Annotated in this window: 12 protein-coding genes; 6 read left to right on the top strand and 6 right to left on the bottom strand. The window is 69.9% G+C overall.

The window, feature by feature from the left end:
- Positions 1-8 precede the first annotated feature (8 nt).
- Positions 9-1292, bottom strand: a complete 1284-nt coding sequence (locus BLU81_RS00760; protein ID WP_092540658.1) for a citrate synthase — start codon at positions 1290-1292, stop codon at positions 9-11.
- Positions 1293-1465: 173 nt separating this feature from the next.
- On the opposite strand from BLU81_RS00760, the gene BLU81_RS00755 reads away from it, so the two are divergent.
- Entirely contained in the window at positions 1466-2215 is a 750-nt protein-coding gene (locus BLU81_RS00755) for a universal stress protein (protein WP_092540656.1), read from the top strand.
- A 66-nt stretch (positions 2216-2281) separates the two neighbouring features.
- The gene (locus BLU81_RS00750) at positions 2282-4600 is read left to right on the top strand and encodes a putative bifunctional diguanylate cyclase/phosphodiesterase (RefSeq protein WP_092540654.1); all 2319 of its coding nucleotides are present in this window, start codon (positions 2282-2284) and stop codon (positions 4598-4600) included.
- Here BLU81_RS00750 and BLU81_RS00745 read toward each other — a convergent pair.
- Positions 4578-5204: a hypothetical protein gene (locus tag BLU81_RS00745; RefSeq protein ID WP_197686091.1), complete on the bottom strand. Its 627-nt coding sequence runs from the start codon at positions 5202-5204 to the stop codon at positions 4578-4580. The genes BLU81_RS00750 and BLU81_RS00745 overlap by 23 nt on opposite strands.
- Before the next feature lie 195 nt (positions 5205-5399).
- Here BLU81_RS00745 and BLU81_RS00740 point away from each other — a divergent pair, with 195 nt between their 5' ends.
- The 3 genes from BLU81_RS00740 to BLU81_RS00730 are packed head-to-tail and all read left to right on the top strand — an operon-like array spanning position 5400 to position 8657.
- The gene (locus BLU81_RS00740) at positions 5400-6194 is read left to right on the top strand and encodes an exodeoxyribonuclease III (protein ID WP_092540652.1); all 795 of its coding nucleotides are present in this window, start codon (positions 5400-5402) and stop codon (positions 6192-6194) included.
- Positions 6195-6225: 31 nt separating this feature from the next.
- Positions 6226-7557, top strand: coding sequence for a PP2C family protein-serine/threonine phosphatase (locus tag BLU81_RS00735; RefSeq protein ID WP_092540650.1), 1332 nt, complete (start codon positions 6226-6228; stop codon positions 7555-7557).
- Positions 7554-8657: a cobalamin B12-binding domain-containing protein gene (locus BLU81_RS00730; protein WP_092540648.1), complete on the top strand. Its 1104-nt coding sequence runs from the start codon at positions 7554-7556 to the stop codon at positions 8655-8657. The genes BLU81_RS00735 and BLU81_RS00730 overlap by 4 nt, the downstream gene beginning before the upstream one ends.
- Positions 8658-8959: 302 nt before the next feature.
- Here the strand turns inward: BLU81_RS00730 and BLU81_RS47495 are convergent, their stop codons facing one another.
- Positions 8960-9130: a hypothetical protein gene (locus BLU81_RS47495; RefSeq protein ID WP_157751061.1), complete on the bottom strand. Its 171-nt coding sequence runs from the start codon at positions 9128-9130 to the stop codon at positions 8960-8962.
- Between the two features lie 784 nt (positions 9131-9914).
- Between BLU81_RS47495 and BLU81_RS00720 the strand changes: the two genes are divergently transcribed.
- Complete coding sequence (locus BLU81_RS00720; RefSeq protein ID WP_092540644.1) at positions 9915-10148, top strand: hypothetical protein; 234 nt, start codon at positions 9915-9917, stop codon at positions 10146-10148.
- Between the two features lie 164 nt (positions 10149-10312).
- On the opposite strand, the gene BLU81_RS00715 is transcribed toward BLU81_RS00720, so the two are convergent.
- The 3 genes from BLU81_RS00715 to hrpA all read right to left on the bottom strand — a co-directional run bounded on the left by BLU81_RS00715 (position 10313) and on the right by hrpA (position 15447).
- Positions 10313-11047, bottom strand: coding sequence for a LamG-like jellyroll fold domain-containing protein (locus BLU81_RS00715; protein ID WP_092556392.1), 735 nt, complete (start codon positions 11045-11047; stop codon positions 10313-10315).
- 46 nt (positions 11048-11093) lie between these two features.
- Complete coding sequence (locus BLU81_RS00710; RefSeq protein WP_092540642.1) at positions 11094-11465, bottom strand: DUF6401 family natural product biosynthesis protein; 372 nt, start codon at positions 11463-11465, stop codon at positions 11094-11096.
- Positions 11466-11547: 82 nt separating this feature from the next.
- Positions 11548-15447, bottom strand: a complete 3900-nt coding sequence (gene hrpA, locus BLU81_RS00705; RefSeq protein ID WP_092540640.1) for an ATP-dependent RNA helicase HrpA — start codon at positions 15445-15447, stop codon at positions 11548-11550.
- Positions 15448-15456 lie beyond the last annotated feature (9 nt).

Raw genomic sequence — 15456 nt, 5'->3', positions numbered from 1 at the left:
CAAACTGATCAGCGCTGGTCGGCCGGCACGAAGTCGCGCACCGGGGACCCGGTGTAGATCTGCCGCGGACGGCCGATCTTGTTGGCGGGGTCGGCGATCATCTCGCGGTACTGGGCGATCCAGCCGGGGAGCCGGCCGATCGCGAACAGGACCGTGAACATGTCGGTCGGGAAACCCATGGCCTTGTAGATCAGGCCGGTGTAGAAGTCGACGTTCGGGTACAGCTTGCGGGAGATGAAGTACTCGTCGGAGAGGGCGATCTCCTCCAGCTTGAACGCGATCTCCAGCAGCGGGTCCGGCTTGTCCAGGGTGGAGAGCATCTCCTGGGCGGCCTTCTTCACGATGGCGGCGCGCGGGTCGTAGTTCTTGTAGACCCGATGGCCGAAGCCCATCAGCTTGACGCCTTTTTCCTTGTTCTTCACTCGCGTGACGAACGAGTTGACGTCTCCGCCGTCCTTGCGGATCTGCTCGAGCATCTCGAGAACGGCCGCGTTGGCGCCACCGTGCAGCGGGCCGGAGAGTGCCCCGATACCGGCCGAGATGGAGGCGAACAGGTTGGCCTGCGAGGAGCCGACCAGCCGCACCGACGACGTGGAGCAGTTCTGCTCGTGGTCGGCGTGCAGGATGAACAGCATGTCCAGGATCTTGGCGACCTTGGGGTCGACGTCGTACTGGACGGTCGGCAGCCCGAACGTCAGGCGCAGGAAGTTCTGCACGTAGTCCAGGGAGTTGTCCGGGTACGGCAGAGGGTGGCCGATGGACTTCTTGTAGGTGTAGGCCGCGATCGTCGGAAGTTTCGCCATCAGGCGGATGGCGGAGATGTCGACCTGCTCCTCGTCGAGCGGGTCGAGCGCGTCCTGGTAGAACGTCGACAGCGCGGTGACGGCCGAGGACAGCACCGACATCGGGTGCGCGTTACGCGGGAAACTGGAGAAGAACGTGCGCATCTCCTCCTGCAGGAGGGTGTGCACACGGATCTTGTCGGCGTAGTCCCGCAGCTGCGCCGGGGTGGGCAGCTCACCGTTCATCAGCAGATAGGACACCTCGAGGAAGGTGCTCTTCTCCGCGAGCTGGTCGATCGGGTAGCCACGGTAGCGCAGAATGCCCTGGTCACCGTCGATGTAAGTGATCGCTGAGGTGGTCGACGCGGTGTTCACGAAACCCTGATCGAGGGTTACGTAACCGGTCTCCTTCAGCAGAGCACTGACGTCGATGCCGCCCGGACCGTCGACGGCCTTCTTGACCGCCATCGACAACTGACCACCGGGGTGGTCGAGCTTGACATCCGTCATGTATTTCCCTCACTTCACCGGCAGATGTCCCAAAGATTTTGCCGTTCACCGTAAACCCTCAACCTGAATGGGTCATCAGGTGGCCACCCGTTGAGGCATTGGTCACCAGTACGTATGGGTCGTTGCGCCATAGACAATGGTCGGTATATTGCGACTCTGTTACGGGAGGCCCTATGCACATCGTCGTGGGAGTCGGCCGAATCCCCTCCGACTCGGCCGCGATCCGGCTCGCCGCGCGGGAGGCGGTCTCCCGCGGGCGCGTGCTGCTGGTGGTGCACGCCTTCGACGGGCCCGCCGACGCCGGTTACGGACCCGCTCGCCGGGTCGCCGCGCGCCTGGTGGATCAGGCGGTCGCCACCGCCCAGCGTTACACACCCGGCGTCCGGGCGCGCGGTCAACTGGTGGATGGCCCGCCGGGACGGGTGCTCCTGCGGCTGAGCCGGACAGCGGTGCTGCTGGTGGTGGGAGAGCCGCAGGCCGAGGTGGTGACCGGGGCGTGGTGCCCGGTGGCGGTGGCCCGCACGCATCGTCCCCCGTCGGGGCCGGTGGTGGCCGCGGTGGACGGCTCGCCCGGGTCGGTGCCGGTGCTGCGGTTCGCGGCCGAGGCGGCCGGGCGCCGGAACGGGGCGCTGCACGTGCTGCACGTGTCCGAACCGGGCCGGGCGGCCGAGGGCGGGCGGGTGCTCGCCGAGGTGCTGGCGCGGGTTCCGGAGGTGACCGGTGCGCTCCGCCGGGTGCTCACCGGAAGCCCGGCGGCCACCCTGATCGGCGCCTCGCACCAGGCGGGCCTACTGGTACTGGGGCCCCGGGACACCGCGCCGGGCGGGCGGCTCGGCACGGTCGCCGCCCGGGTGTTGCGGCACAGCGCATGCCCGGCCGTGCTGGTCCGGGCACCGACCGGCAGCTTCCTGGAAGCCCGATAACACCCTGCCCGAATTGCTACCGTTGGCCCATCTATTGATCTTCGGGCCGTACGGGAGGAATGCCCGGTGCGCTCCGTGCTCCCCACCGCCGTCATGCTCCGGTTGTGGCAGGTCATCGCCGCTGCCGGCATCGTCGTCACCGCGATCTACGCCGCGGCCCCGGAGTCGGCGGTCGCCACCGCCGGGTTCGTCCTGCTCGGCGTCGCCACCGTCGTGGGCTGCTTCACCGGGCCACGGCGGTGGGGCGCCGAGCCCCGGTCCGCCTGGCTGACGATGGCCGCGTCGGCGCTGCTCTTCCTGATCGGCGTGATCATCCGGCCGACGGTCACCGAACTGCCGATGCCGTGGCCGCTGGTCGCCGACGTGGCCAGTTTCAGCGGTTATCTGCTGCTCGCCACGTTCCTGGTGGCCCTGATGCGGCGGCGCGGCAGTCTGGACCGGCACGCGGTGCTGGACTGCGCGATCGTCTTCATCGCCGCCGGTCTGATCAGCACCCTGCTGCTGGCCGTTCCGGCGGCCACCATCCCCGGCCGCGACCCGCTGCTCTCGATCATCCAGGGCACGTACCCGCTGTTCGACGTGATGCTGCTGCTCCTGCTGCTGAACCTCACCTTCACCGCCAGACACTGGCCGGTCAGCATGGTCGCCTACATCACCATGATGACGCTGATGGCCGTCGGCGACCTGGCCTACGCGATCGCCGGCGTGGACGGTCAGATCTATGCGTCGCCGCTGCTCAACGTGCCGTTCCTGCTGGCGTACACGGCACTCGGGGTAGCTACCCTGCACCCGTCCGTCGCGGACCTGAGCCGGCCCGACAAGCTACCCGCCCAGGCCTGGTCCTGGCCCCGGCTGGCGCTGCTGGTACCCGCCCTGGCCGTGCCGTTCCTGCTGCTGCCCACCGCCGGCGCCCGGTCCGCCGGGGTCCGGATGCTGATCGCGGTGGCCGGCCTGGTGATCGTCGGGTTGCTGCTGCTGCGGGCGATCGCCGCGGTCCGCGCCCAGGTCGCCGCCCAGTTGCGCTCCGAGCACCAGGCCACCCACGACCCGCTGACCGGGCTGCCCAACCGGCAGTCCATGTCGGCCGAGATCGAACGCCTGGTCACCGTGCCGGACCCGGAGGGCCACACCCGGATCTGGGTCTACATGCTCGACCTGGACGGCTTCAAATGGGTCAACGACTCGTGGGGCCACGACACCGGTGACCAGCTGGTGATCGACGTGGGGCGGCGGCTGCGGACCGCGGTCCGGGGCGGGATCCCGCTCGCCCGGGTCGGCGGCGACGAGTTCCTGCTCGCGTACGTCGGCGAGAAGGGTGACGCGCTGCGCCTGGTCGACGACATCCGCGGCTGTTTCGCCAGGCCGTTCCCGGTCCGCGACCACGACGTGGTGATCAGCGCGTCGATCGGCATCTCGCACGCCGAGGCCGACCCGGCCAACGCCACGGTCACCGCCGAGGCGCTGATGCGCGACGCCGACACCGCGATGTACCGGGCCAAGAGTGAAGGGCCGGGCCGGTCCACCATCTTCGACACCAGCATGCACACCCAGGTACGGGAACGCATCGAACTGGAGGTGGCGCTGCGGCAGGCCCTGGAGAAGGATCAGCTGTACGTGGCGTACCAGCCGATCGTCCGCCTGGAGACCGGGATCCCGGTCGGCGCCGAGGCACTGGTCCGGTGGGACCACCCGGACCGCGGGGCGATCCCGCCGATGACGTTCATCCCGATCGCCGAGGACGCCGGGCTGATCACCGTGATCGGCGCCTGGGTCCGCAAGGAGGCGCTGCGCCAGCTCGGCGTGTGGCGCTCGGAGGGCACTGTCGGCGACGACTTCTACCTGTCGATCAACGTGTCGCCCCGGCAGCTCAACGACCCGGAGCTGCCGCTGATCGTGTCCGGCGAGATGGTCCGGTACGGCGTACCCGCGCATTGTGTGGCCCTGGAGATGACCGAGTCGGTGATGGTGGACGGTTCCAGCGTCACCGCCAGGGTGCTCTTCGAGCTCCGCGAACTGGGCGTGAAACTGCTTGTCGACGACTTCGGCACCGGGTTCTCGGCACTGGGCTACCTGCGCCGCTTCCCGGTCACCGGCGTCAAGATCGACCGCTCGTTCGTGACCGGCCTCGGTGTCAACCTGGAGGACGACGAGATCGTCCGGGCGGTGGTGGCGATGAGTCACGCCCTCGGCCTGTCGGTGATCGCCGAGGGCGTGGAGACCGCCCTGCAACGGGAGGCACTCCACGCCGTCGGTGTGATCAACGGACAGGGCTGGCTGTGGGGGGCCGCGGTGTTCGCCCCCGAGTTCTCCGAACGCTGGCGCGAGATGATCCGGCGGGCCCCGGCTCCGGCCGCGGTGGAACTCAGACGCGACGGCGTTCGGTAGAACCGCTGACCCGCCGGTCCCGCTGCAGCCCGCGCCGTTCCTCCCGGCGGACCGGCAGACCGGCCTTGGGGAATTCGTACAGCCAGAACGACTGGGCGTCCACCCGGGTCGGCTGCGCCCGGCCGGCCGCCCGGCCCAGAATGATCGAGATCATCCGGGGCAGCGAGTGCCGGTCCTCGTTGTAGGAACAGATGTCCACCACGACCTTGCCGTCCACCTCGCCGATCGGCTGGTACATCCGCCGCAGCAGGGCGATGAACACCCCCGACCCGCGGGTGCCCCGGTCGGCGCCGACAAAACTGACGTAGAAGATCCGGTTCTCCCGGAACAGCTCCGGCCAGTGATATTCGAAGTACTCCGGGGAGATCAGCGAGATCGCGTCCAGGTCGGTGGTCATCGCCGCGAGGCCGATCACCCCGCCGTCGGCGTCGAGCGCCACGTACTTGGGCACCCGCTCGTCCGACATCAGATCGTCGAACTCCTCGCGGTACAGCAGGTGCCGGTTGGCCGCGAGCACCCGCAGGTCGTTGAAGCAGTGCAGGTAGAACTCCCAGGACTCGTCCAGCAGATCGGCCGGCAACTCCGGCATGACCTCCACGCGCATGATCCGCCTCCTCTCGGAGACAAACCTTCCAGGGACCCTGGTGCCATGCGGGCAACTCCGGCATTATTCGCAGGCTGAATCCTGCGGTGTGGGGGGATCATGACCTGGCTCGTCGTCGCGCTGGTGATCCTGACGGCCGGGCTCGCCACGGCCCTGATCGCCGCCACCCGGCGCCCGACCGGGTAGAAATCCGGTATGCGCTTCGCCACCTGGAACGTCAACTCGGTCAAGGCCCGGCTGCCCCGGCTGCTCGACTGGCTCACCGGCACCGCCCCCGACGTCGTGTGCCTACAGGAGACCAAGGTCGCCGGGGACGCGTTCCCGGAGCAGGAGGTCGCCGCCCTCGGGTACACCACCGCGGCGTACGGCCAGGGCCGCTGGAACGGGGTCGCCCTGCTCTCCAAGGTCGGCCTCGACGACGTGCGGCACGGATTCACCGGCCAGCCCGGTTTCCCCGATCCGGAGGCGCGTGCGATCAGTGCCGTGTGCGGCGGTATCCGGTTCATGTCGGTGTACGTGCCGAACGGCCGCAGCCCGGAGGACCCGCATTATTCGTACAAGCTGGCCTGGCTGTCCGCCCTGCGCGACGCCCTGATCCCCGACCTGGCCGCCGGCCCGCTGGTGGTGGCCGGTGACTGGAACGTGGCCCCGGACGACGCCGACGTCTGGGACGTCTCGGTGTTCGCCGGATCCACCCACGTCACCGTGCCGGAACGGGACGCGCTCGCCGCCGTCCGTGGGATCGGGCTCGCCGACGTACCGGCCCGGGCCCTCAAAGGTGACCATCCGTACACCTACTGGGACTACCGTGCGGGCATGTTCCACCAGAACAAGGGGATGCGGATCGACCTCGTCTACGCGAGCGCCGGTGTGGCCGCGGCAGTCACCGACGCGTATGTCGACCGGGACGCCCGCAAGGGAAAGGGACCGTCCGATCACGCCCCGGTGGTGGTCGATCTGAGTGGTCTGCCGTCCGACCACGTAGGCTGAGGAATTCGACGGGGATGGAACAGGAGGCGACATGACGACATCCACCACCCTGCTCCAGGCCTCGTTCCTGGTCGAGGCGGGTCAGCGGCTGTCCGCCTCCCTGAACGTGCGCCGGGTCATCCGTACCACGCTGGAGATCGCCGTCGCCCACCTCGCCGATGTCGCCGTGGTCGTCCGCCCGGTGCACCGCCGGCAGAGTTCCTGGGCCCGTCTCGCCCCCGGCCACGCCGTCGAGGAGGGCACCCTGCGTGAGCCGCTGCTCGCCGAGGTGCCGGGCCTGGCCGAGGCCCTCGGTGGTTTCCCGCCGATCCCGAGCCGCTGGCTCGACCCGGCACAGGTGCCCGGCTGGCTGATGCCGGCCTCGCTCGGCTCGGTCGGTGCGCTGCTGGTCGTCCCGCTGCCCGGCAACGCCGAACCGGCCGGCGCGCTGATCCTGGCCCGCGGTGACGTCTTCACCTCCGAGGACGAGTTGCTCGCCCGGGTCTTCGCCGCCCGCGCCGGCTCGGCGATCTCGGCCGCCGCCCTCTACCAGGAGCAGGTCGAGATCACCGCGGTCCTGCAGGCCGACCTGCTGCCGCCGGAACTGCCGCAGATCGACGGTTTCGAGCTGACCGGCTCCTACCAGGCCGCCCGCGAGACGCTGCGGATCGGCGGCGACTTCTATGACGTCTTCGCCCCCGACGGCGACAGCACCGACACCGTGATCGCCCTCGGCGACGTGTGCGGCACCGGGCCGGAAGCGGCGGTGCTCACCGGCAAGATCCGGCAGACGCTCCGCGCGCTGCGGCTGGTCGGGACCGGTCCGGAGCAGATGCTGCATGTGCTCAACCAGGCGCTGCTCCAGTCCGGGCGGCAGTCCCGGTTCGTGACCCTGGTGGTCGGCTCGGTCACCCGGATCGACCACGGCCGGGTCCGGCTCACCCTGGCCACCGGCGGCCACCCGCCACCGCTGATCCTGCGCGCCGACGGTACCGTCGAAGAGGTGCCGGTCACCGGCACCCTGATCGGCGTGCTGCCCCGCACCGTGGTGCGTCCGGCCACCGTCGAACTCGCCCCCGGCGAACTGTGCCTGCTCTACAGCGACGGCCTCACCGAGGCGCGCGGCGGCCCCACCGGCGGCGAACAGTACGGCGAGGCCCGCCTCCAGCAGGCCCTCTCCTCCTGCCGGGGCATCCCCGGCACCGCCGCCGTCGAACGCATCCGGCAGTTGGTCTCCGACTGGTCGCACGGCGGCCACTCCGACGACATCGCCATGCTCGCGGTCCGCGCCCCCACCCGCACCCCGCTGAGCCTGCGCGACGGCGGAGCGGCCGTCCCGTCGCCGTACGCGATCAGCGACCGGCGGCCGAGACCCCGCTCGTGACCGCGCACCAGGTCGTCACCCGCATCGACGACGCGGTGGCCGGCCACTACCTGGCCCTGGTCGCCGACGGCGACGAGCAGGGCGCCGCCGCATTCGTCGACGGCCTGCTCGACGACGGCGTTCCCGCACAGCGGCTCATCGTCGACCTGATCGGCGCCACCCAGATCCGCGTCGGCGAGCTGTGGGCCGCCAACGAATGGTCGGTGGCCCGCGAACACGCCGCCACCGCCGCCGCCGAACGGGCCTTGGCCACCATCGCCGCCCGAACCCCCGCCCCCGCGTCCCCCGCTTTCCCCGGCCGGACCCGCGCCCCGGCCACCGTCGCCGCCCCACCCGCGCGCGGCCGGATCACCCTGGCCTGTGTGGACGGCGAATGGCACGGCCTACCTGCCCGGATGCTCGCCGAGTTGCTGCGCCTCGACGGCTGGCGCGTCGACTACCTGGGCGCCAGCGTCCCCGGCCGCCACCTGATCACCCACCTGCACCAGACCGGCCCCGACGCGGTGGCCCTGAGCTGCATGATCCCGACCCGGCTCCCCCGCGCGCACGCCGCCATCACCGCCTGCCGAGCCGCCGGAGTCCCGGTGATCGCCGGCGGCCGCGGTTTCGGCCCCGGCGGCCGCTGGGCGCAACCTCTGGGCGCCCAGGCGTGGGCCGCCACCGGCGAGGACGCGGTGACCCGCCTGGCCACCGACTGGCCACCGCCCTACGTCGCCGGCCCGCTGTACTCCCCGGCCGAGCCCCTGTCGGCCGACGAGGAATACACCCACCTGACCCGCCGCCGACCGGAACTGATCACCACATCGATGCAGCGCCTGGCAGCGTCCTACCCGGCGGCCCACCACTACGACCAATCCCAGGCCGAATCCACCGCCGAGGACCTGGGCCACCTGGTCGACTTCCTGGCCGCCGCCCTCTACGTGGGCGAGCCCACCATCTTCCTCGACTTCACCCAGTGGACCACCGAAGTCCTCCGGGCTCGCGACGTCCCCCCGAACGCCCTGCGAGCCGGCCTGCGCCTGATCCGGGACCAGTTGATCGACTTCCCGTCCTCGGTGAACCTGCTGGACACCGCCCTGACCAAGATCCCACAACCCTGAAACCCTTTTCCGGTACGCCACACCAAAGCACCGCCCCACCCCGCAAGGCGGTCCCTCCCCCAGACCGCCCGGCGACCGCCGGGCCGAATGCGGTGGTCCCGCCACCCGAACCCGCCACACCGCGGACGCGGCGCGCGAGGCGGCCGATCTCGTCCGCGAGGAAGGTGCCGCTGACCGCACCGCCGAGCGCGGTTCCCACCGAGAGGGACCGGTTACCCAGTCCCGCCTCACCTGCCGTCTGAACGGCGAATGCCGCCCGGCGCCCTCGCGAAGTGGCACCGCGCGACACTCGCCGTGATGGTTCAGTAGACGATGTTGATGTAGGAGCAGGCACCTCGCACATGGTCCCGGTTCGCCTGGTATTCCGGGTCCACCACCTCGCGGATCCGGTGCAGACCGGGCGCGGCGGCGTCGTCGGCAAGGTATCTGCCGGGGATCACCTTGTCCCGGGGGACAGGCAGACCCAGGGGCACCAGCAGCGGGTACGTCCGGTTGGGAAATCGGTGTCGACCCCGCTTCCGCGGCAGCACTCGGCTCCTCCGATTCACCAGGAGGTCACGCTTCCGACGCGAGGCGCCGCAGAGGCAGGCGCCGAGGCCGCAGAGGCAGGCGCCGAGGCCGCCGAGGCCGCCGAGGCCGCCGAGATGGCCTACGCCCTGTACATACCCACCGAAGCGCTCCCCCCGGCGACCACCGCATTCGGCCCGGCGGTCGCGCAACGGCCATGAACAGGGACTGCGTAGCGCTGTAGTCCCGAGGCCGACGACTTCCGCGGGACCTGACCGGCGTACCGAATAATCGGTTGCGGCCCCTCACCGGCCGCAATAGCGTGAGCGACATGCTGTGATTGCTTCCTGACCGCCGCCCGCCGAGCCTCGCGCATCGGTATGGGCCGCGCCGTCCTCCGCATGCCGCGCCCGGCCGGAGTGGGTTGGTTCACGCGCTTCTCCGTCCCGAGTTCGGCACGTCCGGTCAGGCCACACACCTGCCGGGCCGTCGTCGCGCACCCGGCTGACCTGTCCGGCCGCGGTCCGGTGGCGTTCCCTTGCTCGCGGTCCCCCGCAGGCCAGTCCCGCACGGGCTCCTGCGGCGATGACCGACGCCCACGTCCAACTCCAACGGCGATGGCCGCCGTCCGATGTCGTCTCCACGACGATGGCCACGGTCCCACCTTGACCGCCGGCCCACATCCGGCTCCGCGACGATGGCCGCCGTTTCGCTTCCGGCTCCGCGTGGAGCCTTCAAGGAGGTCGCTGCATGCCTGCTGAACCCTTTTCCGTGCACCTGAACCTGGACGAGATCGCCGCACGCGACATCGCCGCCGCCCTGCACCCCACGATGCCTCCGGGGCCCGATAAGGATCACTCAACCGGTTCGGCTGCCGCGCATCACGGCGCCGGGGACGAACGTCAGGCGGCCCGGGAGCGTTCCGGCCGCGCCCGCGCGAATCGCTCCTCGGGCGGGCGCGGCTACGCGTTCCGCCGCAGCTAGGAACGTTCATCAGCCCGGGGACACTTCCGGCTGGCGAGTCCGGGCATGAAAAAGCCGCCCGGCACCGGGGACATCCCGGTGCCGGGCGGTTTCGTGGGTGCAGCCGAGCCGGACTGCTCGCGGAGTCAGCCGAACCGGATTTCCGTGGGTTCAGTCGAACCGGATCAGCCGAGCTGGATGTAGATGTCGTCGATCTGGCCGTGGTACATGTCGCCGGAGCCGGCCAGGTTGGGGCCGCCGACGCGCATCGGCATGGCGTTGTCGACGCCGACCGTGGCGGGGACCGTCACCCTGCCGGTGGTCACGCCGTCGACGGCGACGGCGAGGGAACCGTTGGCGCGTTCGCAGGCGACGCGGTGCCAGGAACCGTCGGCGACGGGGCGGGCCGACGTGGCGGTGAACGTCTGGGCGCTGCCGCGGGCGACCAGCACACACTGGGCGCGGCCGGTCTTGCTGGTGACCTGCATCTTCCACTGACTTTCAGCGTTGGCGACGCCTTTCTGCATCACGTTGGCGTTGCCGCTGAGCTGGCCGGCGGTGAGTCGCACGCTGGCGGCCCATTTGAAGTTGCGGGTGCCGGGGTCGAGGTCGGGGCGGTCGGGTGTCTCCAAGAGTGCCTTGGCGCAGTTGGATACGGCGGCGGCGCAGATGGCGGGGAACGCGGCGAACCGGCCGGCGCCTTCGGTGAGGATGCTGACCTGGCCGTTGTTGGAGCCGCGCAGGGTGAGCGCGGCTCCGCGGCCGGACAGGTCGTTGATCTTGCCCTCGCTGGTGCCGCCGTCGAAGTTGTAGCGGGCGACGAGCCCCGGTCCGGTCGGCTCGGCGGCCGCGGACGCGGGGGCGCCGAGGAGGGGAAGCGTGAGGAGCGCGGACAGGGCCGCGAGCCGGAGGATCTTCATGCAGTCAAACATCCCCTATTGGGCTTTTTAATGCATTAAGTCCGGTTCAATTTAGCTCGTTAGAGGACACCGCGATCAGGCAGACCGCCACCACGCGCAGCAGCGGGAAGCCGGCCGACGCCCACCCGGCGACCGACGCCGGAGCGGCACCGGGCTCCGGCAGCGGCCGTCCGCTGCGGACCGCGGCGGCGGCGAGGCTGCGGGCGTACGCCGCGAGCCCGGCAGCGTCGGGGCGGCGACCGGCGGTCCGGAGCGCCTCCCGCACCGCCGCGGCGTGCTGGTCGATCAGGGCGAGCAGGCCCGGCTCGGCGAACGCGGCGGTCAGGCCGTCGACGCCGACCCGGGCCATCATCTCGTCGAGGTAGGCCCCGGCGGGGCGGACGGCGGCGACAGAGGCGGCGAAGGCGAAGTTCGTCATGCCGAGAAACCTAAACTGTGCCGTCCGGCCACGACTACAGGAGTGACCGAACGGCACCAGAGGCGCACCGACCTGCACCTTTTCAGATCGGCAGCGAATCCATAGCCTTATATATGCGCTTGTCGGAGACCGGGTACGCGGTCCCGAGCGCCTGCGCGAAGTAGTTGATCCGCAGCTCCTCGATCATCCAGCGGATCTCCCGCAGACCCTCTTCGGCGGGCCCGTTACGGCCGGCCTGGGTGCGCAGTTCGCGGTACTCCGACTCGATCTCGTGAATCTGCGTGGTCAACTGCCGGTCCCGGCCGAGGCTGCCGCCGACCCGGTCCAGCCGGTGCACGATGCCGCGCAGGTAACGGGGCATCTGATGGATCTGCCGCCACCCGGCCTCGGTCACGAACCCGACGTGCACCAGGCCCTTGAGCTGCTGCCGGATGTCGGCCAGAGCCGGGAGAAGCTGCGGATCCTTGAGGGAACGAAGACGCTGATCGACGTCGTACGCGGTGGCCAGCACCGCCTGCACCTGAGTGACCAGGTTGGCGACCGCGTCGACCAGGTCCTGGCGCACGGTGTCCCGCAACGACGCGAACTCGATCGACGACCACACCGGTCCCCCGGCTTCGGCGACGAGCCGGTCCACGGCGGCACCCGCGCAGTCGTCGAGCAGATCGGCGATCGACTTGTACGGGTTGGCCCGGGACAGCTCCAGCTTGGCCCGGTTGTCCAGGCGCCCCTGCAGGAACCGCGCCGCCGGCGGGAGCGTGAGCAGTAACAACCGGCGGGTTCCGGCGGCCATCGCCACCCGCTGGGACGCCTCGTCCTCGAAGACCCGGATCGCCACACTGTCGGTCTCGTCGACGAGCGCGGGCCAGACGTTCACCTCGTACCCGCCGCGCACCTGGGCGATCCGGCGTGGCAGCACCCCGAAGTCGTTGGCGGTGATGCCCCGCCGTTCCAGGTTGCCGGCCGCTTTCGAGATGGTGGCCTGCACCTTGGGCGCCAGTTGTCGGCGCAGCACCTCGAGGTCACGGCCCTGGGCCACGGTCTCGCCGGCCTCGTTGACGATCCGGAAGTTCACCCGCAGGTGGTCCGGCACCTGGTCGGGCCGCCACGCGTCGCGGGGTACCACGGTCCCGGTGAGCCGGCGCAGTTCGCCGCCGATCGCGTCGGGCAGCGGGCCACGCCGCACCGGAACCCGGTCGAGGGCGGCCTCGGCCCAGTCCGGCACCGGCACGAAGGCGGTACGCAGCTGTTTGGGCAGCGCCCGGATCAGGGCGATCACCACGTCGCGGCGGAACCCGGGCACCGACCAGCCGAAGTCCTCCGCGTCGATCTTGTTGATGAGTTCCAGCGGAACGGTCGCGGTCACCCCGTCGTGCGGCGTGTTCGGCTCGAACGTGTAGGAGAGCGGCATCCGCACGCCGTTACTGATCCACGCGTCCGGGAACGCCTGCGGGTCGACGGTGTCCCGCCCCGCGTTGACCAGGTCCTCGCGGGTGAAGGTCAGCAGGTCGGGGGCATCGTGCCGGGCCTTCTTCCACCAGCTGTCGAAATGTCGCGCCGACACCACGTCGGCCGGGATCTTCGCGTCGTACAGGGCGAAGACGGTCTCGTCGTCGACCGCGATGTCGCGTCGCCGGGCCCGGTTCTCGGTCTCGCTGATCCGTTCCAGGAGCCGTTTGTTCTCGGTGAAGAACTTGTGGTGCGTCTCCCAGTCGCCTTCGACGAGTGCGTGCTGGATGAACAGTTCCCGGGAGACCACCGGATCGACCCGGCCGTATCCGATCCGGCGGCGCGGCACGATCGGCAGGCCGTAGAGGGTGACCTTCTCGAACGCCATGACGGCGCCCATCTTCGAGTCCCAGTGCGGTTCGCTGTAACTGCTCTTCACCAGATGCGGCGCGAGTTTCTCCGCCCATTCCGGTTCGATCCGGGCGTTCACCCGGCCCCACAGGCGGCTCGTCTCGACCAGTTCGGCCGACATCACCCAGCGGGGCTGCTTCTTGAACAACGCCGAACCCGGGAAGATCGCGAACTTGGCGCCCCGTGCGCCGATGAACTCGCGTTTCTCCTGGTCCTTCATGCCGATGTGGCTGAGCAGGCCGGCGAGGAGGGCGGAGTGCAGGGGTTGCGACGCGACGCCGGCCTCCCAGTCCTCCTTCAGATGCAGATCGAGGGTACGAGCGACCTGCTTGAGCTGCGAGTAGATGTCCTGCCACTCACGGATTCGCAGATAGTTCAGGTATTCGCTGCGGCACATCCGGCGGAACTGGTTGCCGGACAGTTCCTGCTGTTTCTCCCGCAGATAGCGCCACAGGTTGAGATAGCTGAAGAAGTCCGATTCCTTGTCGACGAACCGGGCGTGTTTCTCGTCGGCCAGCTGCTGTTTCTCGGCGGGGCGCTCGCGCGGGTCCTGAATGGACAGCGCGCCGGCGATCACCATCACCTCGGCCAGGCACTCCTGCCGGTCGGCTTCGATCACCATCCGGGCCAGCCGCGGGTCGACCGGGAGCTGGGCGAGTTGCCGGCCCATCGGGGTGAGTTTTCGGCTCTCCAGGGCTCCGAGTTCTTCCAGGAGCTTGATGCCGTCGGTGATGTTGCGCTGGTCCGGCGGGTCGATGAACGGGAACTTCTGCAGGTCACCGAGCCCCAGGTTGGTCATCTGCAGGATCACCGAGGCGAGGTTGGTGCGCAGGATCTCCGGTTCGGTGAACTCGGGCCGCTGCTCGAAGTCCTCCTCCGAGTAGAGCCGGATGCAGATGCCGTCCGACGTCCGGCCGCAACGCCCTTTTCGCTGGTTGGCACTGGCTTGTGAGACCGGCTCGATCGGCAGGCGCTGCACTTTGAGCCGATGGCTGTAGCGGCTGATCCGGGCGGTGCCGGGGTCGATCACGTACTTGATGCCAGGGACCGTCAGCGACGTCTCGGCGACGTTGGTGGCCAGCACGATCCGGCGCGCGCTGTGCCGTTCGAAGACCCGGTGCTGTTCGGCCGCCGACAACCGGCCGTAGAGCGGGACGACCTCGGTGCCGCGCAGGTCCTTGCGGTTGAGCGCGTCGGCGGTGTCCCGGATCTCCCGCTCGCCGGAGAAGAACACCAGGATGTCGCCGTCGCGGGGCAGTTCGTCGACGGCGGCGGCGATGCCGTCGATCACGTCCTGCGGTTCCTCGGTGTCGTCCTCGGTCACCGTCACCAGGGGCCGGTAACGGACCTCCACCGGATAGGTCCGGCCGGACACCTCGATCACCGGCGCCGGCTTGCCGCCCGCGTCCGCGAAGTGCTCGGCGAACCGGGCCGTCTCGATCGTCGCCGACGTGATGATCAGCTTGAGGTCGGGCCGTCTCGGCAGCAGGTCCCGCAGGTAGCCGAGGATGAAGTCGATGTTGAGGCTGCGCTCGTGCGCCTCGTCGATGATCAGGGTGTCGTACCGGGACAGCATCCGGTCGTTCTGGATCTCGGCGAGCAGGATGCCGTCGGTCATCACCTTGATCAGGGTGTCGTCGCTCACCTGATCGGTGAACCGCACCTTGTAGCCGACCGTCGACCCGAGCGGCCGGTCCATCTCCTCGGCGATCCGCTCGGCCACCGTCCGGGCCGCGATCCGCCGCGGCTGGGTGTGCCCGATCTGACCGCGGACACCCCGGCCCAGTTCGATGCAGATCTTCGGGATCTGGGTGGTCTTGCCCGACCCGGTCTCCCCGGCGACGACCACGACCTGATGGTCCCGGATCGCGGTAGCGATGTCGTCCTTGCGGGCGCTGACCGGCAGACCCTCGGGGTACGTCACGGCGGGCACCGAGGCCAGCCGGCTCTCCAGCCGGGACCTGGCTCGCTCGGTTTCGGCGTTGATCTCGGCGAGCGCGGCGGCCCGCGCATCGTCGTCGCGGATCCTCCGGCTTGAGTCGAGGCGGCGCTGAAGCCTCCGCTGATCGCGGGGCAGCAGTTCGGAGATCTGGGTGCGCAGGGCGGCAGGCGTTATCGACATGGCGCAGCA

It is taken from the genome of Actinoplanes derwentensis (assembly GCF_900104725.1).
Taxonomy (GTDB): Bacteria; Actinomycetota; Actinomycetes; order Mycobacteriales; family Micromonosporaceae; genus Actinoplanes; species Actinoplanes derwentensis.
Note: the sequence above shows the minus strand (reverse complement) of the source record. Positions and strands in the feature narration are given on the sequence as shown.

Excerpts from the sequence above, each read along its gene's own strand:
- BLU81_RS00760 (WP_092540658.1), bottom strand. The coding sequence starts at position 1,292 with ATGACGGATGTCAAGCTCGACCACCCCGGTGGTCAGTTGTCGATGGCG.
- BLU81_RS00755 (WP_092540656.1), top strand. The coding sequence starts at position 1,466 with ATGCACATCGTCGTGGGAGTCGGCCGAATCCCCTCCGACTCGGCCGCG.
- BLU81_RS00745 (WP_197686091.1), bottom strand. The coding sequence starts at position 5,204 with ATGCGCGTGGAGGTCATGCCGGAGTTGCCGGCCGATCTGCTGGACGAG.
- BLU81_RS00740 (WP_092540652.1), top strand. The coding sequence starts at position 5,400 with ATGCGCTTCGCCACCTGGAACGTCAACTCGGTCAAGGCCCGGCTGCCC.
- BLU81_RS00735 (WP_092540650.1), top strand. The coding sequence starts at position 6,226 with ATGACGACATCCACCACCCTGCTCCAGGCCTCGTTCCTGGTCGAGGCG.
- BLU81_RS00720 (WP_092540644.1), top strand. The coding sequence starts at position 9,915 with ATGCCTGCTGAACCCTTTTCCGTGCACCTGAACCTGGACGAGATCGCC.
- BLU81_RS00715 (WP_092556392.1), bottom strand. The coding sequence starts at position 11,047 with ATGAAGATCCTCCGGCTCGCGGCCCTGTCCGCGCTCCTCACGCTTCCC.
- BLU81_RS00710 (WP_092540642.1), bottom strand. The coding sequence starts at position 11,465 with ATGACGAACTTCGCCTTCGCCGCCTCTGTCGCCGCCGTCCGCCCCGCC.
- hrpA (WP_092540640.1), bottom strand. The coding sequence starts at position 15,447 with ATGTCGATAACGCCTGCCGCCCTGCGCACCCAGATCTCCGAACTGCTG.